This window comes from Hafnia alvei (assembly GCF_034424155.1).
Lineage (GTDB): Bacteria > Pseudomonadota > Gammaproteobacteria > Enterobacterales > Enterobacteriaceae > Hafnia > Hafnia alvei.
This window is the reverse complement of sequence record NZ_CP139992.1, coordinates 3259577-3284326: the sequence shown is the minus strand read 5'-3', so window position 1 is coordinate 3284326 and position 24750 is coordinate 3259577. Positions and strand designations below refer to the sequence as shown.

Here is a 24750-nt window from a genome sequence, read left to right as displayed (position 1 = left end):
TTGGTAGTGACTACAGCTGTTCTTCCACCAGCAAACTCCAGCCTTCCACGTCTTTCCAGTATGACTGCTCTTTTTCTACATCGAGCTGCACGAGGTTATTTTGTTGCAGATAGCCCTGTGGGAAACGCAGGATCCAATGAAAACCGTTGGTTTCAAGCTCCAGTGATTCTGGCGTAGTGGTGGACTGGCGTTGATTATTCAGCAACGCCGCCAAGCGCAGGATTTGGATTAGCGGGATATACTGCTTTTTCTTGAACAACGTCAGGCGCGGCAGTTCATCCAGCTTCACACCTTTACGATGGAAGCGTACCAGCGTCGCCAGCAACAATTGTTGCTCCTGATTAAACCCCGGTAGGTTGGTGTTTTGCAGAATATAGGCTGAGTGGCGGTGCATGCCGCTGTGGTTAATGCTCAGACCTACCTCATGCAGCATGGCGGCCCAGTTGAGCAACGCCTCTAGCTGTGGATGAACCAGTTTGCTGTTCTGCGCCATCCACTGCGCGTAAAGCTGTTGTACCGTACTGAGCACGCGATAGGCTTGTTCGTGATCGATATTGTAGTGTTCCGCAAGGCTGCGCGCGGTTCGGCTGCGAATATCCTGATGGCGGAAACGTCCTTCCATCTCGTAGAGCACGCCTTCACGCAGCGCACCATCCGACAGCCGCAGCTGTTTAATCGCCAGCGCATCAAACACGCCGCAAAGAATTGATAGCCCAGGCACAAACACCGCCTGACGATCTTCCGAAAGCCCCGGTAAGGCTAATTCGCTGAAACGCTTGTACTTAAGCACTTCATTACGCAGCAGTTCAAGGCGTTCCGGCGTAATGAGGCCATCTTTTTCACCCAGTGCAATCAACACTTCATGAGCGGCTTTAATGGAACCGGACGCACCGAGCGCTGATTGCCAGCCTTGAATGCGATACTGCCACGCCATATTTTCCAGCTTTTGCGCCGCCGCTAAACGAGCGCGCTGGAAGTTATCTTTGCTGATTTCGCCGTTAGGGAAGAATTGGCGCGCGAAACTCACGCAGCCCATCCGACGGCTCTCAACCAGCAGTGGATCAAAGTCTTCACCGATAACCATTTCAGTAGAGCCGCCGCCGATGTCGATCACCAGCTTGCGGCCTTTTTCTGGCTGCGTGTGCGCCACGCCCATAAAAATGAGTCGCGCCTCTTCGTGGCCAGAGATGATCTCAATCGGATACGGAATCACTTTCGCTGCCCGCTTGAGAAATTCCTCGGCGTTGGCGGCTTGGCGCAGTGAGTGCGTACCGACGATACAGACGTTTTCTTCAGGAAATCCTTGTAAACGTTCAGCAAACAGCGCGAGGCAGGCAATGCCGCGCTCCATGGCTTCTTCGCTGAGCATATTATTGCTATCAAGGCCATCGGCCAGATGGACTCGTTGCTTCAGGCGTCCCAGAACCTGAAGCGCGCCGTTCACGATACGGGCAATAACCATATGGAAACTGTTGGAGCCCAGATCGATTGCAGCAATTTCCTGCGGTTTATTATTGGAATGATTTAGCGGCATAAGCGGCCTATAAGTCTGTAATTGTTATTGGTTATCAGGCTGTTCAAGGGCCTTGAGGTAATCATAAATCGCTAACTGAGATCGCACCTTGCGGCGATTTCCGCGCGGAACATAACGGTTGCTGAGATCTTTATCAAGATACCGCGCCTTAACGGTGTCACAGAATTGCAGTTCGAGCAGATCTAACACGCGCTGGCGCAGCGTGGGATCGAGCAGCGAAACGGCCACCTCGATACGATAGTCAATGTTGCGGGTCATCCAGTCGGCCGAGGAGAGATAAACCAGCGGATCGCCATGATTCTCAAATACATAGACGCGCGCATGCTCTAAGAACCGATCGACGATACTGGTGATCTGAATGTTGTCGCTAACGCCCGGGATGTTAGGCACCAGCGAGCACATGCCACGCACCAGCAGGCGGATTTTGACCCCGGCTGAAGAGGCGGTATATAAGCGATCAACTAAGCCTTTATCTACGAGGTTATTCAGCTTCAGGGTGATCCCTGCGCTGAGTCCGGCCTGTGCGCTGGTAATTTCCTGATCGATAAGCTGATACAGCATACGGCGCGAGTTTTGTGGCGATACCATCAGGTGTTCAAAGCTGACCGGGCGGTACGGGTTTTCAATGAAATTAAACACCCGACGCACTTCGTTGGTAATACGCGCATCGGCGGTGAGCAGCGAGTAGTCGGTATAGACGCGCGCGGTTTTTTCGTTGAAGTTACCGGTGCCGATATGCGCATAGCGCACGATGTTGTCGCCTTCTTTACGCGAAATCAGGAACAGTTTGGCGTGAATTTTCAGACCTGGAGCCGAGAAGATAACGTGCACACCGGCTTCGGTTAACCGCTTCGCCCAGTGGATGTTGGCTTCTTCGTCGAAACGCGCCTGTAGCTCAACTACCACGGTGACTTTTTTACCGTTGTGCGCCGCGTGAATCATCGATTCGATGATGCGAGAATCTTTAGCCACGCGGTAAATATTAATTTTTATCGCCAGCACGCTCGGGTCGAAGGACGCCTGACGTAGCAGCTCAAGCACGTGCTCGAACGTATGATACGGATAGTAGAGCAGCACGTCGTGATCGCGAATGGCGTCGAAACCGTTGCGGAATTTATCAAACCAGATATGGCGCAGGCGCGGTAGCGGTTTATTTACTAAGTTGGCGTTGCCCACGTTAGGGAATTTGATGAAGTCTTTGAAATTGTGGTAGCGCCCGCCTGCGATGACGGAATCGTAGGAGGAGATCCCGAGCTTCTGGCGCAGTAATTCGACCAATTCATCAGGCATATCACGCTGATAGACAAAGCGCACCGGCTCAGCGGTTAGGCGTTGTTTCAGGCTTGATGACATGAGTTCCATCAGGCTGGATTCCATCTCCGTGACCAGATCGTATTCAGCATCGCGGGTCATTTTCATGGAGTAGGCGTTCAAGGCGTCGTAATCAAAGAAGCCTTTGAAGATATCATCCAAACAATATCGCAGAATGTTATCAACCAGAATCATTGGCTTGCGGCGGCGAGGGGTTTCCGGCGGCAGAATGATAAAACGTTCGACTTTATCCGACGGAATTTCCAACAGCGCGTAGCTTGTCTGATGGCCACGAATAATCTCGACGGCTAAATAGGTGTAGTCATCTTTTAAGAATGAAACCAAATCGGTTTCATTATTTATCAGGATCGGCGTGATGTGCTGGCGCAGATGATTTTTAAAATATTGGCGCAGCCATACTTGCTGGTTTTCTGAAAGCTGGCGTTCGTTGATCAAGAAAATCTGATTACGCGCCATCTCCAGCAGCAGTTCGTTATATAAAGAATCGAACTCCTGATCGGTTTTCAGCACCTTGGCCTGAATCTTTTTGAGGAGGTGTCGTGAGGCGCCCGTCGAGCCTTGCTCTTCACTGATCAGAATGCGGCGTTTCAGATCGGCAAAGCGGACCTTGTAGAACTCATCCAGATTGCTGGAATAGATCCCGAGAAAACGCATACGCTCAATGAGCGGATTGCTCTTGTCCGCGGCTTCCTGTAGAACACGTTCGTTAAATGACAACCAACTCAGTTCTTTATCGATATAGAGCTTTTCCTGACCCATTGTGACTCCAATACTAAACGGCGACGATATACCCGCCACGCTTGAATCTGTATCGCTCGATTCAATGATTTTGGGTATAGAAGTGGGAGTACCCAGTGTCTGCCTTTATTATGGCGAGAAGTTGACGAGAAAGTCCAATGACCAAACAGTAATGTGGCGTTAACAATGTTGCCATATTATGCTACCTGCTTTTTGATGGCCTCTGAATGGAATATGCATGCAGCACACCACTCCAGCGTTAATAATGCGTGATAAGCGCCGAGCTTGGCGAGATCGTCTGACGCGCTACGTCGTGAGTGCGGGTGGAATGGTTGTGTTAGCCATGCTGATGCTGATTTTTGTGTATCTGCTGGTTGCGGTGTGGCCGTTATTTAAACCGGCGAGCATCGGTAAGCCTCAGGCGCTTCTTTGGCCCCAAAATACGACGGCGCTTGCCGTTGGCGTTGACGCCACCCATCAAATGGCATGGCGAATCGATGCGGATGGTAAAGGCATGTTTATTGCCTTGCAGCCGCAGGGAAAAGATCCTCAGCCGTTACAGACGCGTCAATTCACCCCGTCAGCCCCGAGCGCGAGCGCGTCGGTGAATGGCGATCTCCCAACAACGGCGCTCGCCACCGCCGATGGCAAAATCCTATTGGTCAGCCCACAGTTTCATCCGGTGGGAAAAACGGGCGATACCGGACATTTTGTGCCTGACTGGCTCTATCTGCGCGGCGCTACGCCAGAAGTTTTCGATACTCAACACCAGCCTTTACGCCAAATCAGTCTTGGCATGATGCAAAAGCGGCCGGTTATTGCCGCCATTGCGCAGGATGGCCGCCTGCTGCTCGGGCAATCTACGCCAACGGGCTGGCAGGTGCATCCGGTCGTGGTAAATACGCCGGTCACTCAGGTTTTGCTTTCTCCCGACGCTCGTCGCCTGTTTGTGTTGAGCCCAACTAGCCTTACGGTGTTCACGCTGAATGCGGCGCTCGAGGGCGTGGGGAAAACGCTGACGTTTGATCAGCAAAAAATGGTGTCGATGGCGCTTTTACCCGGTGCAAGTTCGCTTCTGCTACAAAACAGCCAAGGGCAGATCGGTCAGTGGTTTGATGTGCAACGCGATGGCGAGCGCGAGCTGACTCAGATCCGTCGTTATCAACCTGCGTTAGCCGGTAGCCTGATGGTTAACGAACCGTACCGCCGCGTGTTTGCCGCGATTGCGCCCACGGGAGAGCTCGCCATTTACTCTTCACTGCGAGAGAACGCGGTGTTACGGGCATCGATTAAGCCTGGCGTGAAAACGGCCTGGTTTGATCCGCAGGGGAAAGGGTTATTGGCTGAAACGGCACAGGGGACGTTTTGGTATCCACTGAGTAATGACTACCCGGAAATTAGTTGGCAAACCTTGTTGAAGCCAACGTGGTTTGAGAATCACCCAGCCCCAGACTATGTGTGGCAAAGCACCTCCGGCAGCGATAACTATCAGGCCAAATATAGCCTGTGGCCAGTGATTTTTGGCACCTTGAAAGCCGCATTTTATGCGTTGCTGTTTGCAACGCCGTTGGCCGTCGCCGGAGCCATGTACACCGCATGCTTTATGTCGCCCCGTCAACGAAGCGTGGTGAAACCCGCGATTGAAATGATCGGCGCGTTTCCCACCGTGGTGATCGGTTTAGTGGCCGCGATTTGGCTCGCGCCTATTATCGAAAATCATCTTTTAGCATTGCTCGCGCTACCGATTCTGGTTCCTCTGATTATTGTGGCCAGCGCCGCGCTGTGGACGCGTATTTTCCCTACGTGGGCTCGGCGCTCAGGCTATCGCCTCGATGTTTGTCTTTTGCTACCGGTGCTCGCAGGGCTACTGACGCTGTGGTTTATGCTGGCTCCACATCTTGAGATTTTGCTGTGGGGAATGCCGCTGCATGAGCGTTTAGGTGATGGTTACGATCAGCGGAATACGCTAGTGGTGGCGATTGCGCTGGGTTTTGCATTGGTTCCGGTCATTTTCTCGCTGGCAGAAGATGCACTGTTCAGCGTGCCTGCTTCGTTGGCGCAAGGCTCACTGGCCCTCGGCGCGACCCAGTGGCAAACCATGGTGAGGGTGCTTTTGCCAAGCGCCAGCTCGGGGATTTTCTCGGCGCTGATGATTGGCCTTGGGCGCGCCGTGGGTGAAACCATGATTGTCTTGATGGCGACAGGGAATACGCCGCTGTTGGATAACACGCCGTTCCAAGGGCTGCGAGCGCTAGCCGCCAATATTGCGATTGAAATGCCGGAAGCAGTAGTGGGCAGCGCACACTATCGCGTGCTGTTTTTAACGGCGCTGGTGCTGTTTATGTTTACCTTTGTGGTGAATACTTTAGCTGAAACGGTGCGCTTAAAACTGCGTACGCGCTATAGCGCTGAGCGAGAGGGATTATGAGTCATCAGCAAACTGCTCAAGCGCCGAATCAGCAGCAAGGTATGCGTCGGTGGTTCCATAGCGGGCGGCCTTGGATTTGGCTAAGTGCGGGCGCGGTCACGATCAGCCTATTGGCGTTATTGGGGCTGATTGTGTTGCTGGCAGGGCAGGGAATGCGTTATTTCTGGCCACATTCGGTCTATGAATTTGAACTGAACAATGGCCAGCGAATTATTGGCGAACGCTATGCGATAAATCAGATCCCACGCCAGCAGCTGCTAGACGCGGGCATCAAGCTTGCGCCGGATGCACCCACAACGCTGCCGCGTTATCTCATTAAAACAGGCAACCGTGAATGGCAAAACCAAGATTTTGTTACCCTGTTGGCGCAGGATATTCGCCATACGCGGAAACCGAAGGATCTGTTGGTGCTTGAACGCGAGCACAACGGGAACGCCTATGGTTATCTGATTGGTCTGCTAGAAAACGGTCAACCGCTGGTGGGACGGCAAGTGGTGCGCGATCTTCAGAGCAGCATTGCGCGCACGCGTGGGTTGACTCAGAAGATTGCGCATTTGCGCCAGCATCAGCTTTCGGCGATCAGCGCACAGTTTGAAAAAATGCGCTTAAGTCAGCGTCAAGCCGAGATGAATGGGACGTGGAACGATCGCCTACAGGCGCAGATTCGTGCCGAACGGCTGGAGTTAGAACGTCAGCATCAGCAATTAATGATTCGCTTGGAAGCGCTTGAGCATGACCAAAAAAGCGATAGCTTGCTGCTGCGTGATATGAATGGCGTTCAGCGAGAAATTCCCGTTTATGAAATCCATGATGCATGGATGCCTAATGCGATGAGCACCAGTGGCAAGGTTCGACACTGGGCGAAACAGATTAAAAAATTCATGGTGGATAATCCACGCGAATCCAACACGGAAGGCGGTGTTTTTCCGGCGCTTTTTGGCACCATGCTGATGGTGATACTGATGTCGGTGATCGTGATGCCATTAGGCGTGATTGCGGCGGTGTATCTGCACGAATACGCGCGTAAAAACTGGTTCACCCGCTTGATCCGTATTGCCGTGGTCAACTTGGCGGGCGTGCCGTCGATTGTATATGGGATCTTTGGTTTAGGTTTCTTCGTCTATGTGCTGGGTGGTTCCATCGATCAGCTGTTTTTCAGCGAGGCGTTGCCTAACCCAACGTTCGGAACGCCGGGGCTGCTTTGGGCATCGTTAACGCTCGCGTTGCTGACGTTGCCGGTGGTGATTGTTTCCACCGAAGAGGGGCTGGCTCGCATTCCTGCGTCGTTGCGGCAGGGTTCGCTGGCGCTAGGCGCAACCAAGGCGGAAACCTTGCGGCGGGTGGTTTTACCACTGGCGGTACCCGCGATGCTGACCGGATTGATCTTGGCCATTGCGCGCGCGGCGGGTGAAACCGCACCGTTGATGCTGGTGGGCGTGGTGAAATCGGTACCTGAATTACCGATTGATGCCGTGTTCCCTTATTTGCATCTGGATAGAAAGTTTATGCATCTGGGGTTTCAGGTTTATGACGGGGCGTTGCAAAGTCCTAACGTGGAAGCCGCCCGTCCTCTGGTCTTTGCGACCGCATTTTTACTGGTGACGCTGGTGGTGGGACTAAATTTGGCCGCGATGTCGATTCGTCATTACCTGCGTGAGAAATATCGCGCGCTGTCGCTCTAGTTATTTTTTCTGAGGAGTCCTGCCCGTGGGTTTAACCGCACCGGAAATACTGCCCCTGCTGGATGTGCATCAGTTGCCGCCAGAGCAAACGGCATTAGCGACCAAAAATTTAAATCTGTTTTACGGCACGAAGCAGGTGCTGTTTGACGTGAATCTATCGCTGCCAAAGAATCGTGTTACGGCGCTGATTGGGCCTTCTGGCTGTGGAAAATCAACGCTGCTGCGTTGTTTTAACCGTATGAACGATTTGGTTGAGCAGTGCCGCGTTGAAGGGGAAGTGAGCGTCAATGGGAGCCGTGTGAGCGGTGACGATATTGATGTTGCCGCCCTTCGCCGCCGCGTCGGAATGGTATTCCAACGGCCCAATCCGTTTCCGAAATCGATCTATGAAAACGTGGTGTATGGCCTGCGTTTAAACGGCATACGCGATCGACGGATACTGGATGAAACCGTAGAGCGGGCGCTGCGTCAGGCGGCGCTTTGGCATGAGGTGAAAGGGCGCTTGAGCGATAACGCCTTTAAATTATCCAGCGGCCAGCAGCAGCGTTTGGTGATTGCGCGCGCGATTGCGATTGAGCCCGAGGTATTGTTGCTCGATGAACCGACGTCGGCGCTGGATCCTATTTCTACGTTGACCATTGAAGAGCTGATAGTTGGGCTTAAAGAAAATTACAGCGTGGTGCTGGTCACCCACAACATGCAGCAGGCGGCTCGCGTGTCTGATTACACTGCGTTTATCCATCAGGGGGAAGTGGTGGAGTACGCCGATACTGATACGTTGTTTACCTCGCCAAGGCAGAAGAAGACGGAAGATTATATTACGGGGAGATATGGGTGATAGATGCAATAGATTTGGTGTGTTACGTCCACCTAAGATACTGAGTCCTACATATACATTGTGCAGGCGTCCGAGCAAGCGGCTCAATCGCCGTTATAGCTTAAGCGTGGTGAAAGGTTACGTCCGTCTAAAATTCCGAATTCTACCTGTGCATGGTGCAGACGTCCGTGTTAGGGGGCCAATCGCCGCCCCCTAACAACCCGGCTTGGCACCCCCTTCCAGCCCGCTACGCGGGTGCCCTCATTTCATCATTCCGGTCTTAACGGAACGAACGGCAATCGCCATCCTGGCTCCTCCGTTCTTTCGCCGACGTCCCTGTCGGCGAATCCTAACCTGCATGATTCACTCGGCTGTCCGGTAACGTGCCGGAGAAGGTCAAACCCAAAAACAAAAAACAAAAAGCAAAAGACAAAAGACAAAAGACAAAAGACAAAAACTTTATCTGTTTTTTAGTTTAAGTCGTGGCATTTAGAGCAGTGAAAACAGGATGTTTTCACGAGGGGAGGAGGCGCCAGGGATGGCGCATGCCGACCCGGTGCGGAGATGGCGTCTCGGATAAAAGCGCGAGGATTGAAGGGGCGCGCGCTGGCGCCCCTCATCGGACGCCTTCGATTTAGCTATATGTGATAGCTGTTATTGATAGGCGGACGAAACCTTACACCAAGACGTCATAAGCAAAAGCGGACTAAGGCTCCGCGCCCCAACCTTACATTGAATTCGGATTCACCGGCGGGGTAGGGGATTTATATTTCGCCAAATAATCCGGCTGGAAAATACACATACGGATTGCGTTGCGGTATTCGCCGTTGATAAAGAATTCGTGGATCAGTTCGCCTTCGATTTTGAATCCTAACTTGCTGTAAATATGAATCGCCTTTTGGTTTTCTTTGTCGACGATTAAATACAGTTTGTAGAGATTGAGCACCGAAAAACCATGATCCAAAGCCAACTGTGCCGCTTTGCTGGCATAACCGTGGCCTTGATGGGCAGGGTCGATGATGATTTGAAATTCGGCGCGGCGGTGAATATGGTCAATCTCAACCAGTTCAACTAAGCCAATTTTAACCCCGTCGTGTTCAACCACGAAGCGGCGTTCGCTCTGATCGTGAATGTGTTTGTCATACAGCTCAGAGAGTTCTACAAAGGCAATATAGGGTTCTTCAAACCAATAGCGCATGATGCTAGCGTTATTGTCGAGTTGATGAACGAACGTCAAGTCTTCCCGTTCCAGGGGGCGCAATCTGACGTTGTTGTCGCTGGACATGTTGATTCCTCTCACTGTCATAAGTTTCAGCAGGATAGCCGATGTAGTGAATACTACAGACTGTATTATACCCAAAATAATTCAAGTTGCTTGAAGGCGGCAAATACAAAAATCCCCAGCCAAGGCTAGGGATTTTGTTTATAACGGCAGTGAAGCGTGGTTTAGTCTGGCGCGTACCCTTGCGCAGGTAAGCATACGCCGTCTAACCATGCAGCATCGTCTTTGGCTTTTAAGCGTCCATCAATAAACCAGCTGACAACCAGCGGATAGATAGAATGCTCTTGCACCTGAACACGCTCAATAATTTCATCTTCGCTGTCATGCTCGAAGATCGGAACTTTGGCCTGTAGAACAACCGGCCCGCCGTCCAGCTCATCGGTGACAAAATGCACCGAGGTACCATGCTCTTCATCACCGTTGTTCAGCGCCTGCTGGTGCGTGTGTAATCCCGGATATTTGGGCAGCAGAGAAGGGTGGATATTGAGCATCCTGCCCTGATAATGCTGCACAAAACGCGGAGATAAAATACGCATATAGCCCGCTAGAACCACTAAATCCGGCTGGTATCCGTCGATCTCTTGCATTAGCGCCAGATCAAAAGCATCGCGGTCGGCATAGGATTTTGGGTCTAGACAGTGCGCGGGAATTCCATCCTGTGCTGCACGTTCAAGTCCATAGGCATTTGCCTTATTGCTGAACACCGCACTGATGCGTCCACGGATGCGCCCATCGTTACAGGCATCAATTAATGCCTGTAGGTTGCTACCGTTGCCGGAAATTAAAACGACGATGTTTTTCATTTGCTCAGTCGCTTAGGCGTTGATCACAACGCGTTCATCGGTATTTGACGCCGCAATTGCACCAATTTTCCATGCTTTTTCGCCGTGGGCATTCATGAGCGCAATCGCCGCATCCACCTCTGAAGCAGGCAGCGCGATGATCATGCCAACGCCGCAGTTGAAGGTACGATACATTTCATGTCGGCTGACGTTGCCAGCCTGTTGCAGCCAGTTAAAGACCGATGGCCACTGCCAGCTGGATTCATTGATAACGGCCTGTGTGCCTTCTGGCAGCACGCGTGGAATGTTCTCCCAGAAACCGCCGCCGGTGAGGTGGGCAATCGCATGGATGTCGTGTTCTTCAATCAGCTTAAGAATGGATTTTACGTAGATCTTGGTTGGCGCCAGTAAATGGTCTGCCAGCGGTTTGCCATCCAGCTCTTCTTTGAGCGGATCGGTATGGCTGACTTCTAAAATCTTGCGCACCAGCGAATAGCCGTTGGAATGTGGACCGCTTGCGCCCAGCGCGATGAGTACGTCGCCCGCTTGAACCTTGCTGCCGTCAATGATTTCGGACTTTTCAACCACGCCAACGCAGAAGCCTGCAACGTCGTAATCTTCGCCGTGATACATCCCCGGCATTTCAGCGGTTTCACCACCGACCAGCGCGCAGCCTGACTGCTTGCAGCCTTCGGCAATGCCGGTAATAACGCTAGCAGCGGTGTCTACGTCTAATTTTCCGGTCGCATAATAATCGAGGAAGAACAGCGGTTCGGCGCCTTGCACGACCAAGTCATTAACGCACATCGCGACCAAATCAATACCGATGGTGTCGTGACGTTTTAAATCCATCGCCAGACGTAATTTGGTGCCAACGCCGTCGGTGCCTGAAACCAGAATGGGTTCGCGATACTTTTGCGGCAGGGCACAAAGTGCGCCAAATCCACCCAGACCACCCATGACTTCCGGGCGACGAGTTTCTTTTACCACACCTTTAATGCGATCAACTAAGGCATTGCCAGCATCAATGTCTACACCTGCGTCTTTATAACTGAGAGCGGTTTTGTCGGTCACTGCGAAAATCCCCATGGCGGTTAGGATGAGTTCTGATATCAGGAGTGAAGAGGAACCGCTAACTCAGTAACGGTGCGGCTTGCACTTGCATCGGATAACAGAACGCACACTGAAATATTCAAAAGCGCGGCAATTCTAACAGTCTAGGCAAACGTTTGCGAGCGGCTTGTGAAGGGGATCTGATTTTTTCCTGTAAACAGTGGAGATCTCATCTAAGCTGATCTGGATCATGATTTTAACGGTGGCGCGGATTTTAAAAGGCGTTATAATCTCGCGATTTTTTTTTGCGCTGACCGCAACCTGGGAGATGAAATGATGAAGATCGTCGAAGTAAAACACCCGCTCGTAAGACATAAACTGGGCTTGATGCGCGAGAACGATATTAGCACCAAACGTTTTCGTGAACTGGCATCAGAGGTCGGGAGTTTACTGACCTATGAAGCGACCGCAGACCTCGAAACAGAAAAAGTAACAATTGATGGTTGGTGTGGTCCAGTCGAAGTCGATCAGATCAAAGGTAAAAAAATCACCGTGGTTCCAATCCTGCGCGCAGGTTTGGGCATGATGGAAGGCGTGCTGGAACATGTTCCAAGCGCACGTATCAGCGTTGTTGGTGTTTACCGCGACGAAGAAACTCTGGAGCCTGTGCCTTACTTCCAGAAATTGGTTTCAAACATCGATGAGCGTATGGCGCTGGTGGTTGATCCCATGTTGGCAACCGGTGGTTCTATGATTGCAACTATCGATCTGCTGAAAAAAGCAGGCTGTCACAGTATTAAAGTATTAGTACTGGTTGCTGCGCCAGAAGGTATTGCGGCGTTAGAAAAAGTGCACCCAGACGTTGAGCTGTACACTGCGTCTATCGATCAGGGCTTGAATGAGAAGGGGTACATCATTCCTGGCTTGGGCGATGCGGGCGATAAGATATTTGGTACGAAATAATGATTGAGCCGACTTGAGAGTCGGCTTTTTTTTGGTCTATACCCTAATGCCGATCGTTTAAGAGATCGAGATACACGGGGCTAGCACACCGCGGGGCGCTCCGGCAGCTAAAGCTGCTACGACCCCATCGGTGTACTTCCCCTAAAATCATGCTTCAGTGACCAGCATTAGTCTGTATATACCCTGCATTCTTAAAGCGGGTAGACCAAGCTAAAAACACAACACCTGGCTATTCAATAAAATCACTTAGAGGATAAAAAACATGACTCGTCGCGTCATCGGAGTAAGCGAACGCCCACCGCTTTTGCAAACGATTCCGTTGAGCTTCCAGCATTTGTTCGCCATGTTTGGCGCAACGGTTCTGGTGCCTATTCTATTCAAGATAAACCCTGCGACGGTCTTGCTGTTCAACGGCGTCGGTACGCTGCTGTATTTATTTATCTGTAAGGGAAAAATCCCTGCTTATTTGGGATCGAGTTTTGCCTTTATTTCACCGGTTATGCTGCTGTTACCTTTAGGCTATGAGCTGGCGCTCGGTGGCTTTATTGTGTGCGGCGCGCTGTTCTGCTTGGTGGCGTTGATTGTGAAGAAAGCCGGAACGGGCTGGCTGGATGTGATGTTCCCTCCGGCGGCGATGGGGGCGATTGTTGCGGTTATCGGACTTGAGCTTGCGGGCGTTGCCGCGAATATGGCGGGCTTATTGCCAGCCAGCGGAGCATCGGTAGATACCACCACGATCACCATTTCTATGGTGACTTTAGGGGTGACCGTATTGGGCTCGGTGCTGTTCCGCGGCTTTTTAGCGATTATCCCTATCTTAATCGGTGTGTTGGCAGGGTATGCACTGTCATTTGCCATGGGCGTGGTGGATTTAACGCCTATCCGTGAAGCTCATTGGTTTGCGTTACCGACTTTCTATACGCCAAAATTTGAGTGGTTTGCGATCCTGACCATTCTGCCTGCTGCGCTGGTGGTAATTGCCGAGCACGTGGGCCATTTGGTGGTGACGGCGAATATCGTGAAGAAAGATTTGCTGCGTGATCCAGGTTTGCATCGCTCGATGTTTGCAAATGGTCTATCAACCATGTTCTCGGGTTTCTTCGGCTCAACGCCAAATACCACCTACGGCGAAAATATCGGCGTGATGGCGATTACCAAAGTGTATAGCACCTGGGTAATTGGCGGCGCAGCGGTTCTGGCTATTCTGCTGTCTTGTATCGGCAAGCTGGCAGCGGCTATTCAGATGGTGCCCGTGCCGGTGATGGGCGGTGTCTCTCTGCTGCTGTACGGCGTCATCGGTGCATCGGGTATTCGTGTGCTGATTGAATCAAAAGTGGACTACAACAAAGCGCAGAACCTGATCCTGACGTCGATTATTTTGATTATTGGCGTGAGCGGCGCGACCATCCACATTGGTGCCGCTGAATTGAAAGGTATGGCGCTGGCGACGATTGTCGGTATTGCTATGAGTCTGTTATTCAAAGTGATCAGCATGGTTCGTGGTGAAGAAGTGATCCTCGACGAAGCAGACGAAGAACAAACGCCTGCGCGTTAATCTGATCCTGACGATCCTCGCTCAACAGCCGCCAGTTTATGTGTTAAACTGGCGGCGTTTTTTTGCCTGTTTTGGTTTGAGGTGCTTCTGAACACGCCGGCACAGCTTTCACTGCCACTTTATTTGCCTGATGACGAGACTTTTGCGAGTTTCTATCCGGGAGAGAATTCTTCTCTGTTAGCCGCATTGCAGGGCGCTTTGCAGCAGGAGCATGGTACCTATATCTATTTTTGGTCGCGTGAGGGCGGAGGGCGTAGCCATCTGTTGCATGCGGCCTGTGCAGAGCTTTCTCAGCGCGGTGAAGCCGTGGGCTATGTGCCTTTGGATAAACGTGCCTACTTTGTGCCCGAAGTGTTAGATGGCATGGAGCAGCTCTCCTTGGTTTGCATTGATAATATTGAATGCATCGCCGGAGAAGCTGAGTGGGAAATGGCGATTTTCAATCTCTATAATCGCATTCTTGAAACCGGTCGTACCCGATTGCTGATCACCGGCGATCGCCCACCTCGTCAGCTTAATCTTCATTTGCCCGATCTGGCTTCGCGCCTAGACTGGGGACAAATCTATAAACTCCAGCCGCTCGGCGATGAAGATAAACTCTTGGCTTTACAGCTGCGTTCAAAACTACGCGGCTTTGAACTACCTGAGGACGTTGGCCGATTCTTATTAAAGCGGTTAGATCGTGAAATGCGAACGCTCTTTATGACGCTGGATCAGCTGGATCATGCATCGATAACGGCGCAGCGCAAGCTGACTATTCCATTTGTGAAAGAGATTTTATCGCTGTAAACAGCCCTCGCTTAGGCTTCCGTGGCTAAGCCAATGGGCTGGTTCGAGCCTTCCTTCGCATTGATGTCCCACATTCGTTGGCGTACATTGCTTCTTCCGCTCGAATCTTATGAGCCCTGCATCTGTAAGGGAGTTGTACTGCGTGAAAATTGAAATGATCAGCAACAAGGTGTTATCCGATCATTGGGCAGTCCTGCGTCAATATACCTATGATTTAACGCGACATAATGGTGGCACGGTGCGCCAAATGCGCGAGGTCTATGACCGTGGAAATGGCGCTACGCTGTTGCTGTACAGCGTGGAGAAAAAAACGGTTGTGCTCATTCGTCAGTTCCGTATTCCAACCTATCTTAACGGTAACCGCGACGGTCTGTTGATCGAAACCATTGCGGGCCTGCTGGATAACGATGCGCCAGAAGATTGCGTGCGTCGAGAAGCGATGGAAGAAACCGGTTTTGAAGTTGGCCAAGTGACTAAAGTCTTTGAGGCCTATATGTCACCCGGCGGCGTAACCGAAATTATTCATTTCTTTGTGGCCCCGTACACTAACAGCCAAAAAGTGGCGGCCGGTGGCGGAATTGAAGATGAAGATATTGAAATCTTAGAGCTGCCTTTCCAGCAGGCTCTTGAAATGATTAAGAGCGGCGAGATTAAAGATGGCAAAACCATCATGCTGTTGCAGTACGCCCAAATTCAGGGCTGGATGAATTAACCTGCTTATGGCCTAGCGTGAACACGATGGGCCACCCTTTCGGTATTCCCTTCTGATATGTCCTGTTGGTTTCCTAGCCATTAGCAAATTGTTGCGATAAATAACACTTTTTGTTTTGTTGTTTATGGCGTGCTTCATAGATTAAGTTGTTTTGCTCACTATACTGGTGGGGTTTCCTTTGCGTTAAACACCGATGAAATAAAGTAAAAAAAGGACCCTACGATGGACGAACAATTAAAACAAAGTGCGCTTGATTTCCACGAGTTCCCAATTCCAGGCAAAATTCAGGTCGTTCCGACGAAGCCCCTCGCTACTCAGCGTGATTTGGCTTTAGCCTACTCCCCAGGTGTAGCGGCCCCCTGTTTGGAGATCGCCGCCGATCCGCTTGCTGCCTATAAATACACCGCGCGTGGAAACTTAGTGGCCGTTATCTCTAACGGTACGGCGGTGCTTGGTTTGGGTAACATCGGTGCCTTGGCGGGTAAGCCCGTGATGGAAGGCAAAGGCGTTTTGTTTAAAAAGTTTGCGGGTATCGATGTGTTCGATATCGAAGTTGATGAGCTCGACCCTGATAAACTGATCGACGTGGTCGCCGCGCTGGAGCCTACTTTTGGTGGTATTAACCTTGAAGATATCAAAGCGCCCGAGTGTTTCTACATTGAGAAGAAACTGCGCGAGCGCATGAAGATCCCGGTCTTCCATGACGATCAGCACGGAACCGCCATTATCTGTACCGCCGCCGTGCTTAACGGTTTGCGAGTGGTGAAAAAACAGATTAGCGATGTGCGCCTTGTGGTTTCTGGCGCGGGCGCGTCGGCCATTGCCTGTTTAAATCTGCTGGTGGCATTAGGGCTGAAGCGTGAAAATATCACGGCCTGTGACTCTAAAGGCGTGATTTATCAAGGTCGCGAAGAGAATATGGCCGAAAGCAAACAGGCCTATGCGATCAAAGATAACGGCTGGCGCTCGCTTGCTGATGCGATCCCTAATGCGGATATTTTCCTCGGCTGCTCGGGGCCAGGCGTAATGACGCAAGACATGGTGAAAACCATGGCACGAGATCCGCTGATTTTAGCGTTGGCTAACCCTGAGCCAGAAATTTTACCTCCGCTGGCTAAGGCTGTTCGCCCCGATGCGATCATCTGTACGGGACGCTCCGACTTCCCAAATCAGGTTAACAACGTTCTGTGCTTCCCGTTCATTTTCCGTGGTGCACTCGACGTTGGCGCAACCACCATTAACGAAGAGATGAAGCTGGCCTGCGTGCATGCGATTGCTGATTTAGCATTGGCAGAGCAGAGCGACGTTGTGGCTTCCGCCTATGGCGATCAGGATCTCTCGTTTGGCCCAGAATACATTATTCCAAAACCTTTCGATCCTCGCCTGATTGTGAAAATCGCCCCAGCCGTGGCTAAAGCAGCGATGGATTCTGGCGTAGCGACGCGGCCAATCGAAGATTTTGATGCTTACATCGAGCATCTGACCGAGTTCGTTTATAAAACCAACCTGTTTATGAAGCCAATTTTCTCTCAGGCGAAGAAAGAGAAAAAACGCGTGGTGCTGGCGGAAGGTGAAGAAGAGCGCGTGTTACATGCGACCCAAGAGCTGGTTACGCTGGGTATTGCTTCACCGATTCTGGTTGGTCGTCCTGACGTTATCGAAATGCGGCTGAAAAAGCTTGGCCTGCAAATTGAAGCGGGTAAAGATTTTGAGATCGTAAATAACGAATCCGACCCGCGCTTCAACGAATACTGGCGTGAATACTACGAGATCATGAAGCGTCGCGGTGTTTCCCAAGAGCAGGCGCGTCGTGCGGTGATTGGTAATCCGACTCTGATTGCGGCCATCATGCTGCAACGCGGTGAGGCCGACGCCATGATTTGCGGCACTATCGGTAATTACCACGAGCATTATGAAGTGGTGCACAACGTGTTTGGTTTCCGTGAAGGGGCGCACGTGGCGGGTGCCATGAACGCGTTGTTGCTACCAAGCGGCAACACCTTCATTGCCGATACCTACGTCAACGACGATCCTACCGCTGAACAGCTGGCTGAAATTACGCTGATGGCGGCGGAGACGGTGCGCCGCTTTGGTATTGAGCCGAAAGTTGCGTTGTTATCTCATTCTAGCTTTGGGGCATCAGACTGTCCTGCCGCGCGTAAAATGCGTCGTACGCTAGAATTAGTGAATGCCGCAGCGCCTGAGCTTGAGATCGACGGCGAAATGCACGGTGATGCCGCGCTGGTCGAAAGTATTCGTAATGATGTCATGCCAGACAGCCCGCTGAAGGGCGCGGCAAACATTTTGATCATGCCGAACATGGAGGCTGCACGTATCAGCTATAACCTGTTGCGCGTTTCTTCTTCTGAGGGGGTGACCGTTGGGCCGGTATTAATGGGCGTCAGCAAACCCGTGCATATTTTGACCTCAATTGCCTCTGTGCGTCGCATCGTTAATATGGTGGCGTTATCCGTGGTAGAAGCACAAACGCAACCGCTGTAAAAGCTGTTATTGTTGGGTTTTCTAATGCCGTCTGCGCACCGCGGACGGCATTTCAATTGCTGAGGGAATTGCTATGTTGATTGCAAAAATTAACGATAACTCACCCTATATCTCGCAAATAGCCGCATTGCTGCATTGGGAATGGTCAAGCCTACCGCGTTGGAGCACGCAGGAAGGTATCCAGCAGCGCTTTATCACGCGTAATCAGCCAGACAGTGAAGAGTTTACTCTGGTGGCTTACGTTGAGGATGGCCAACTGCTGGGCACCGCGAGCGTGATTGTTCATGAATTGGACGATCGTCCTGAGCGCAAATTCTGGCTAGGTGAAGTGTTTACGCCTCCGGAACACCGTGGCAAAGGCGTTGGCTCTGCACTCACCAAAGCCTGTGTAGCCCACGCCCAAGAGAAAGGCATCAAACAGCTATATCTTTACACCCCCGATAAGCAAAGCCTGTATCAGAAATTGGGCTGGCAAGAAATTGAGAAACGCGAAGTCTCAGGCGAATGGGTTTCTGTGATGAGCCTCAATCTCGACTAGTTGACCTGCCGCTGCCGGTGAATGTTATATGACAATGATTATCATTAAGTTTAAACTAGATGGAAACTTAATGGACTCAAAGGTTATGGCATGAAAAAGATTGGACTACTGGCGGCGGCTTTCCTGCTGAGCGCCTGCGGAATTGGCCAGCACGCCCAGACTATCAGCGCAGTACCGCAAGACAATATCGTCGATCTGCATACCGGACAAAAACTTACCCCACAGCAGCTGCTTGCTAAGCTGAGCACCCAGCCTCGCGTCATCGTTGGCGAAAAGCACGATAATTTACAGCATCATCAAATTGAGCAGTGGTTGGTTGAGCAACTTCCGCGCCAGCGCACGCAGGGCAGCGTATTAATGGAAATGATAACGCCGAACCAACAAGAAAAAGTGAACGCGGTGAAAGATCGGTTCAAGCGTGGGGAAACGTTGACCGGTCAGCAGATTACAGAACAAACAGCTTGGCAGAAAGGGTGGAAATGGGATCTCTACTCCGGCGTTGCCACCGAGGCCCTGCAAGGGCCATACCCGTTGCTGTCAGCCAATCTTGATCGCAGCGAAATCAAAAAATTCTACGAGCATCCACTTCCGGTTACCGGTGCGCTAAGCACTCAGCCGTCGGTGCAAGCAGCCATCACGAAAACGATCGAAGAGTCACACGGTGGTAAATTAGAGCCTAAACAGGCCGAAGCGATGTTGGCTATTCAGCAGCAGCGCGATCGCCGTATGGCAGAAAGCTTGCTTGCCGCACCAACGCCAGCGCTGCTCATCGTCGGTGGCTATCACGCCAATCGTGCGCTAGGAGTTCCCCTTCACATTGAAGATATTGCGCCGATGACGGAGTTAACGGTTGTGATGCTAGCGGAAGAGGGCGTTAAGGTAGACAAAAGTAATGCGGACTTCGTGTGGTATACGGAGAAAGCTAAGCCATAGTTATGGCCTGTATGTTTTCGCCTAAGAGGATGCGCCGTGAATGGCGCATTCTGAACTGGAGTGAAAATTTATGCCTAACGTGACCAAATGATTGGCGGCTAATTCAGCATTTTGCCTTCTAGCCCAGCTTTTACCGTTTCCCATTCATCATCAATAATACTAAACCGCACCGAGTTGCGTTTTCGTCCATCGGGCATGATCCGTTCGTGGCGGATAATGCCTTCTTGCTGAGCGCCAATGCGTAAAATAGCCGCGCGGGAGCGTGCGTTGTTTTCATCGGTGGTGAACTGTACGCGAACGCAGTTCATCACTTCAAACGCATAGCTAAGCAGCAGGTATTTGGCTTCGGTATTGATGCCAGAACGTTGGAAGGAGTGGCTCAGCCACGTATGACCAATTTCGAGTTTCCGGTTGGCGGAATCAATTTTCCAAAAACGGGTGCAGCCGACCACTTTGCGACTGTCGGCATCGACGATAACAAACGGCATTTGACTGCCGTTTTCGCGCTGCTCGAAAGCGTGTGTGAGATATTTATCAATGGACTGCGGGCTTGGAATGACCGTTAGCGTCATTTCCCACAGCTGCCCGTCTGAGGCGGCATCGATAATTGGCTGGCGATGTTCAACCTGCATCGGGTGAAGCTCTACACGTTTGCCTTTTAAGACGGGCTGTTCCATATGAAAACCTCGCGTTAAAGAATCTCTAAGACCTGCTCTGGTGGACGACCAATCCGGGCTTTTTTGCCTTTAACCACGATTGGGCGCTCGATCAATTTCGGATTATTGATCATGGCATCGATTAGCTGATCTTCAGTTAACGATTCATCAGCAAGATTAAGTTCTTTGTACAGATCTTCTTTGTGGCGCATCAGTTGGCGAGCGGAAGTGAACCCGAGTTCTTTCAGCAGCGTTTTCAGCGTTGCAGCATCGGGCGGCGTTTCCAGATACTGGATGATAGTTGGCTCAATACCTTGTTCTTTAATCAGCGCGAGTGTTTCACGGCTCTTTGAGCAGCGAGGATTGTGATAAATCGTGACGTGTTGTGGCATAGGTTTTCCTTAGCGGCCTCCGCGTTGATACTGCTTGAAGCTTTGTTGTAGCTGGCGTAGTTGATCGATACGCGCGTCGTAGCGCGCCTGTTTAAGGCTGCCAACCGGCATCAGGGCACTGGCGTTGCTGAGTAAGCCAATCGCCTGATCCAATTGTCCTACCAGCGCCAAACTCTCTGCGCGGGCGGAAAGCTCTTCATCACGGATCCCCTGTGCGGCGCTGGCCTGAGCGAGAATATCCCAACCGTTAGGATCGTTTGGATGATCAAAGGTATAGCGATAAAGAATACGTGACGCTTTGGCTGGCTGATTGCCTTCAACGTAGGCATTCGCCAAGTTAATTTGTAATACGGGTTCGTTGCGGTTTTTAGCCAGCGCTGACTCCAAACGAGCGATAGCTGAGGGTGCTTTCTTCTGCTCTAAATCGATATCGGTCATCAGGTCGATAAACCAGATATTGTCTGGCTGACTTTCGAGCAACGGTTGTAGCATTTTGCGCGCGTCATCATATTTATTGGCTTGGCTGAACAAGATAGCTCGGCCATAGCGCGCGGCAGTTTGTTCACGTACGTTGCCGTTTTCCATCGCCTTGAGGATATCTTCAGTCAGGAACGTGTTTCCATCCTGACCGCCGCTGTACATACCTAGCGCACGTACTTTTGCGAGTAAATAGTCTTGTGATGACTGAACGGGATGCGGCGGCATCTGGTTTGCGCGGTTGCGCGTGTCGGACAGGCGGCTGTCTGGTAGGGGGTGAGTCAGTAAAATTTCAGGGGGCTTCGATGAATAGCGTGATTGATCCGACAGCTTTTGCAGGAAACTTGGCATTGCTTGAGGATCAAAACCGGAACGTTGAAGAACTTGAAGGCCGATGCGGTCAGCTTCTTGCTCGTTTTGCTGAGTGAAGCTGATCATATTTTGCTGGCTACCGGCTAAAGTACCGCTCAAGGCCGCCATGCCAGCCTGAGGACTGGCCATCGCAAGCAAGATGGAGCCGAGTGCGCCTACCCATGTTAGCGGCTGGGTACGCTGTTGCTCTTCCATCGCACGCGCTAAATGGCGCTGTGTTACGTGAGAGATTTCATGCGCCATAACCGAAGCCAACTGGCTTTCGTTATCGGTATAGCGGAATAGCGCGGAGTGCAAAACCACGTTGCCGCCGAAGAAGGCGAAGGCGTTGATTTCGTCATTGCGCACTAAATAGAAGTGAAACGGCGTGCGTACTGAATGGGCATGAGACACCAAACGCATACCCAATCCGTTGATATATTCTATCAATAAGGGATCGTTGATAAGCGGCGTACTGGCACGGAGCTGGCGTACGTAAAAATCACCCATCGCCAGCTCTTGATTGATGCTGAGCGTGTTCCCTGCGGTAGTACCAATGTCAGGCAGTTGGTCATCGTTTGGATCTGCTTGGCTAGGCATGGAGCCAGTCAGCAATAAACCAGCAACTATCGTCGCGATAACCGATGTTTTAAACCGAGAAGTCATAAGAGACAGTTCCATTCAGTTTCATCTGTACCCATGTGGGGCGTTTTGCTTGGCAGAAACACGAATCATTAGGATATAACGCATGGCTTGGTTATCCACAATGGCATTTTTGACAGCAAAGGCCTGTAAGAGTTCTTCTTAACTACGCCACTCTCTATTACACTCATTCTGCCATCATAGTAGGATCGACTCCACGCCGCCATGACAGCAAAATCATCATTTTACGTTATTGGCTTTTTGCCAGCTCTTTTCAAGGATAAAAACTGTACGCTTGTGCAGCTTAAGGAGTGACCCGCATGCTTGATATGTTAATGCAGTGGTATCGACGACGCTTTACCGATCCACAGGCAATAGCATTACTGACTATCCTGCTCGTCGGCTTTTGTATCATTTATTTTTTTAATGGGATCTTAGCCCCGTTGCTGGTGGCGATTGTTCTCGCCTATTTGTTGGAATGGCCAACGCATAAACTTCAGCTGATTGGTTTTTCACGCGTATGGGCCGTGGTTGCCGTGCTGATTGTATTTGGCGGTATTACTCTACTGTCCGTTTTCGTCATTGCACCCGCGGTTTGGCAGCAGGGATTCAACCTGTTGGCCGATATGCCGAAAATGGTGACCCGTTTTTATGAATTCGCGGCAACGCTGCCAAGACGCTATCCGGCGCTGATGGATGCGGGCATTATTGATATGGTGGTAGAGAATACCCGCGCCAAGTTGGCGGTGATGGGAGAGTCGGTGGTGAAATTATCACTGGCATCGTTGGTGGGGCTGCTTACGCTGGCGATTTATCTTATTCTCGTGCCGCTGATGGTATTTTTCCTGCTCAAAGACAAAGAGCAAATGCTGAATGCTGTTCGGCGGGTGCTTCCGCGCGATCGCGGATTGGCCGGACAGGTTTGGATCGAGATGAATCAGCAAATCACGAACTATATTCGCGGCAAAGTGCTCGAAATGGTAGTGGTGGGCGTGGCGACCTATCTGGTCTTTCTGGTCGTGGATTTGCACTATGCCTTGCTGTTGGCCGTGCTGGTTGGGTTCTCGGTACTGATTCCGTATATCGGCGCGGTGTTGGTGACGATCCCGGTGGTTATTGTGGCGCTGTTCCAATGGGGGCTGGGCGCTGATTTCTGGACGTTGTTTGTCGCTTATCTGGTTGTTCAAGGGTTAGATGGCAATCTGCTTGTTCCGCTGTTGTTCTCTGAAGCGGTGAACCTGCATCCATTAGTGATCATTCTTTCGGTGATTATCTTTGGTGGGTTATGGGGATTCTGGGGCGTTTTCTTTGCGATCCCACTGGCGACGCTGGTAAAAGCGGTGATCCACGCTTGGCCTGACGAGTTTATTTCTGAAGCGGATTAGTCGTTAGCGTTCCCGAAAAAACAACGCCCTGCATGCAGGGCGTTGGCGTTTTAAAGCTTTAAAGCAAAGGTTTATTACCCGTTGTTTTTGACGTAGTCCAAAACGATATCGTGGTGATTGCTGGTTTTGAAATCGTCGAATACGTGCTGAACTTTGCCTTCTTCGTCAATCAGGAAGCTGATGCGATGGATGCCGTCGTAGGTTTTACCCATGAAGGATTTTTCACCCCACACGCCAAACTCTTCGCACACTTTGTGATCTTCATCAGATAGCAAGGTGAAATTAAGGACTTCTTTTTCTACAAAGCGGGAAAGTTTTTCGGGTTTATCCGTGCTGATACCAAGCACTTCTACGCCCAGTTTTTTCAATTCATCCATGTTGTCGCGCAGTCCACAGGCTTGAACGGTACAGCCTGGAGTCATGGCTTTTGGATAGAAATAGACTAAAACTTTCTGACCTTGGAAGTCGGCCAAGCTGATTTGCTCACCATCTTGATCTAACAGGGTAAATTTAGGAGCGATGCTACCGGCTTTCAATGGGCTCATTACTGCTCTCCGTCTTTATCTTCATGCAGGGAATAGTTCACGACGTTTATACTGCCTTGCGCGCTGAGTTCTGTACAGAGCTTCTCAAAAGCTTGCTCAATACTTTCTGCATCCTGACTGGCAGGGCTGTGTGCGGTGATTTGAATATACAATTTTGGCGCCGCCGAGTCCTGGCTCAGTTGGGTTTTAGAAACCAGTTCGGCAATATTCATGTGGTGCGAATCAAATAAGTCAGTGAAGCGTTCGATGATGTGCGGGGAATCTTTGACTTCAACCTGCACCCACACGGTGGCTGGCATGGTTGGGCGTTCATGCCACGTTGTGCGTTTCATCACGATCAGCAAATCCATCTCCACGCCCTTAAGCGGTAAAGTGGATTCAATAAGGGTAATGGCATTCCAGCTACCGGATAGCAGCATGATAAAAGTGAACTCTTCGCCCAACATTGCCAAACGACTATCTTCAATATTGCACCCGCAGCTGCTTACATGGCGGGTGATGTTATTGACGATACCGGGGCGATCTGCGCCTAAGGCTGTAATGACTAAATAGTGTTGATTGGGCTGTGGCAAGAGCATTCTTCCTGACTTTGTGGTGGTGTCCCAAGGTAAACACAAAAAAAACGCCTCGACAAGCAGTTAGCGCATAGATGTTTACTTGCT

At 51.1% G+C, this 24750-nt stretch carries 21 protein-coding genes; 11 read left to right on the top strand and 10 right to left on the bottom strand.

Annotated elements, in window-relative coordinates; translation table 11 throughout:
* Positions 1 to 10: 10 nt before the first annotated feature.
* Both ppx and ppk1 read right to left on the bottom strand, forming a co-directional pair.
* Positions 11 to 1534 carry an exopolyphosphatase gene (gene ppx, locus U0008_RS15435; RefSeq protein WP_043494759.1) on the bottom strand — a complete coding sequence of 508 codons (1524 nt, stop codon included), beginning with the start codon at positions 1532 to 1534 and terminating at the stop codon, positions 11 to 13.
* A gap of 24 nt (positions 1535 to 1558) precedes the next feature.
* The gene (gene ppk1, locus U0008_RS15430; protein ID WP_025799777.1) at positions 1559 to 3625 is read right to left on the bottom strand and encodes a polyphosphate kinase 1; all 2067 of its coding nucleotides are present in this window, start codon (positions 3623 to 3625) and stop codon (positions 1559 to 1561) included.
* Positions 3626 to 3842: 217 nt separating this feature from the next.
* Between ppk1 and U0008_RS15425 the strand changes: the two genes are divergently transcribed.
* Genes U0008_RS15425 through pstB form a run of 3 tightly spaced genes read left to right on the top strand, consistent with a single transcriptional unit; the run spans position 3843 to position 8552 of the window.
* Positions 3843 to 6032 carry an ABC transporter permease subunit gene (locus U0008_RS15425; protein WP_043494757.1) on the top strand — a complete coding sequence of 730 codons (2190 nt, stop codon included), beginning with the start codon at positions 3843 to 3845 and terminating at the stop codon, positions 6030 to 6032.
* Between the two features lie 41 nt (positions 6033 to 6073).
* Positions 6074 to 7714, top strand: coding sequence for a phosphate ABC transporter permease PstA (gene pstA, locus U0008_RS15420; protein WP_043494901.1), 1641 nt, complete (start codon positions 6074 to 6076; stop codon positions 7712 to 7714).
* 25 nt (positions 7715 to 7739) lie between these two features.
* A complete protein-coding gene (pstB, locus tag U0008_RS15415; protein WP_043494754.1) occupies positions 7740 to 8552 on the top strand; it encodes a phosphate ABC transporter ATP-binding protein PstB in 813 nt (270 codons plus the stop codon).
* 706 nt (positions 8553 to 9258) lie between these two features.
* On the opposite strand, the gene speG is transcribed toward pstB, so the two are convergent.
* The 3 genes from speG to purM all read right to left on the bottom strand — a co-directional run bounded on the left by speG (position 9259) and on the right by purM (position 11669).
* The gene (speG, locus tag U0008_RS15410; RefSeq protein WP_025797434.1) at positions 9259 to 9816 is read right to left on the bottom strand and encodes a spermidine N1-acetyltransferase; all 558 of its coding nucleotides are present in this window, start codon (positions 9814 to 9816) and stop codon (positions 9259 to 9261) included.
* Positions 9817 to 9977: 161 nt separating this feature from the next.
* Positions 9978 to 10616 (bottom strand): phosphoribosylglycinamide formyltransferase, encoded by a 639-nt coding sequence (purN, locus tag U0008_RS15405; RefSeq protein WP_043494752.1) that lies wholly within the window; start codon positions 10614 to 10616, stop codon positions 9978 to 9980.
* A gap of 12 nt (positions 10617 to 10628) precedes the next feature.
* A complete protein-coding gene (gene purM / locus U0008_RS15400; RefSeq protein WP_043494898.1) occupies positions 10629 to 11669 on the bottom strand; it encodes a phosphoribosylformylglycinamidine cyclo-ligase in 1041 nt (346 codons plus the stop codon).
* Between the two features lie 315 nt (positions 11670 to 11984).
* On the opposite strand from purM, the gene upp reads away from it, so the two are divergent.
* The 7 genes from upp to U0008_RS15365 all read left to right on the top strand — a co-directional run bounded on the left by upp (position 11985) and on the right by U0008_RS15365 (position 19640).
* Positions 11985 to 12611 (top strand): uracil phosphoribosyltransferase, encoded by a 627-nt coding sequence (gene upp, locus U0008_RS15395; RefSeq protein WP_025797438.1) that lies wholly within the window; start codon positions 11985 to 11987, stop codon positions 12609 to 12611.
* 262 nt (positions 12612 to 12873) lie between these two features.
* Positions 12874 to 14166 carry a uracil permease gene (uraA, locus tag U0008_RS15390; protein WP_040045458.1) on the top strand — a complete coding sequence of 431 codons (1293 nt, stop codon included), beginning with the start codon at positions 12874 to 12876 and terminating at the stop codon, positions 14164 to 14166.
* 81 nt (positions 14167 to 14247) lie between these two features.
* Positions 14248 to 14955: a DnaA inactivator Hda gene (gene hda / locus U0008_RS15385; protein WP_025797440.1), complete on the top strand. Its 708-nt coding sequence runs from the start codon at positions 14248 to 14250 to the stop codon at positions 14953 to 14955.
* Between the two features lie 109 nt (positions 14956 to 15064).
* On the top strand, positions 15065 to 15667 hold the full coding sequence (gene nudK / locus U0008_RS15380) for a GDP-mannose pyrophosphatase NudK (RefSeq protein WP_046450175.1): 603 nt from the start codon (positions 15065 to 15067) through the stop codon (positions 15665 to 15667).
* 222 nt (positions 15668 to 15889) lie between these two features.
* Entirely contained in the window at positions 15890 to 18169 is a 2280-nt protein-coding gene (gene maeB, locus U0008_RS15375; protein WP_040045460.1) for an NADP-dependent oxaloacetate-decarboxylating malate dehydrogenase, read from the top strand.
* A gap of 73 nt (positions 18170 to 18242) precedes the next feature.
* A complete protein-coding gene (locus U0008_RS15370; protein WP_043494747.1) occupies positions 18243 to 18707 on the top strand; it encodes a GNAT family N-acetyltransferase in 465 nt (154 codons plus the stop codon).
* A gap of 90 nt (positions 18708 to 18797) precedes the next feature.
* Complete coding sequence (locus U0008_RS15365; RefSeq protein WP_043494745.1) at positions 18798 to 19640, top strand: ChaN family lipoprotein; 843 nt, start codon at positions 18798 to 18800, stop codon at positions 19638 to 19640.
* A gap of 98 nt (positions 19641 to 19738) precedes the next feature.
* On the opposite strand, the gene U0008_RS15360 is transcribed toward U0008_RS15365, so the two are convergent.
* Genes U0008_RS15360 through bepA form a run of 3 tightly spaced genes read right to left on the bottom strand, consistent with a single transcriptional unit; the run spans position 19739 to position 22182 of the window.
* Entirely contained in the window at positions 19739 to 20317 is a 579-nt protein-coding gene (locus tag U0008_RS15360) for a GNAT family N-acetyltransferase (protein ID WP_043494743.1), read from the bottom strand.
* A gap of 14 nt (positions 20318 to 20331) precedes the next feature.
* On the bottom strand, positions 20332 to 20688 hold the full coding sequence (gene arsC, locus U0008_RS15355) for an arsenate reductase (glutaredoxin) (protein WP_043494740.1): 357 nt from the start codon (positions 20686 to 20688) through the stop codon (positions 20332 to 20334).
* Positions 20689 to 20697: 9 nt separating this feature from the next.
* Positions 20698 to 22182: a beta-barrel assembly-enhancing protease gene (gene bepA, locus U0008_RS15350; protein WP_025797453.1), complete on the bottom strand. Its 1485-nt coding sequence runs from the start codon at positions 22180 to 22182 to the stop codon at positions 20698 to 20700.
* A gap of 296 nt (positions 22183 to 22478) precedes the next feature.
* Between bepA and U0008_RS15345 the strand changes: the two genes are divergently transcribed.
* Complete coding sequence (locus U0008_RS15345) at positions 22479 to 23543, top strand: AI-2E family transporter (RefSeq protein ID WP_025797454.1); 1065 nt, start codon at positions 22479 to 22481, stop codon at positions 23541 to 23543.
* A 74-nt stretch (positions 23544 to 23617) separates the two neighbouring features.
* Here U0008_RS15345 and bcp read toward each other — a convergent pair whose 3' ends face one another.
* The gene (bcp, locus tag U0008_RS15340) at positions 23618 to 24088 is read right to left on the bottom strand and encodes a thioredoxin-dependent thiol peroxidase (protein ID WP_025797455.1); all 471 of its coding nucleotides are present in this window, start codon (positions 24086 to 24088) and stop codon (positions 23618 to 23620) included.
* Positions 24088 to 24666 (bottom strand): glycine cleavage system transcriptional repressor, encoded by a 579-nt coding sequence (locus tag U0008_RS15335; RefSeq protein WP_004091990.1) that lies wholly within the window; start codon positions 24664 to 24666, stop codon positions 24088 to 24090. The genes bcp and U0008_RS15335 overlap by 1 nt, the downstream gene beginning before the upstream one ends.
* Positions 24667 to 24750 lie beyond the last annotated feature (84 nt).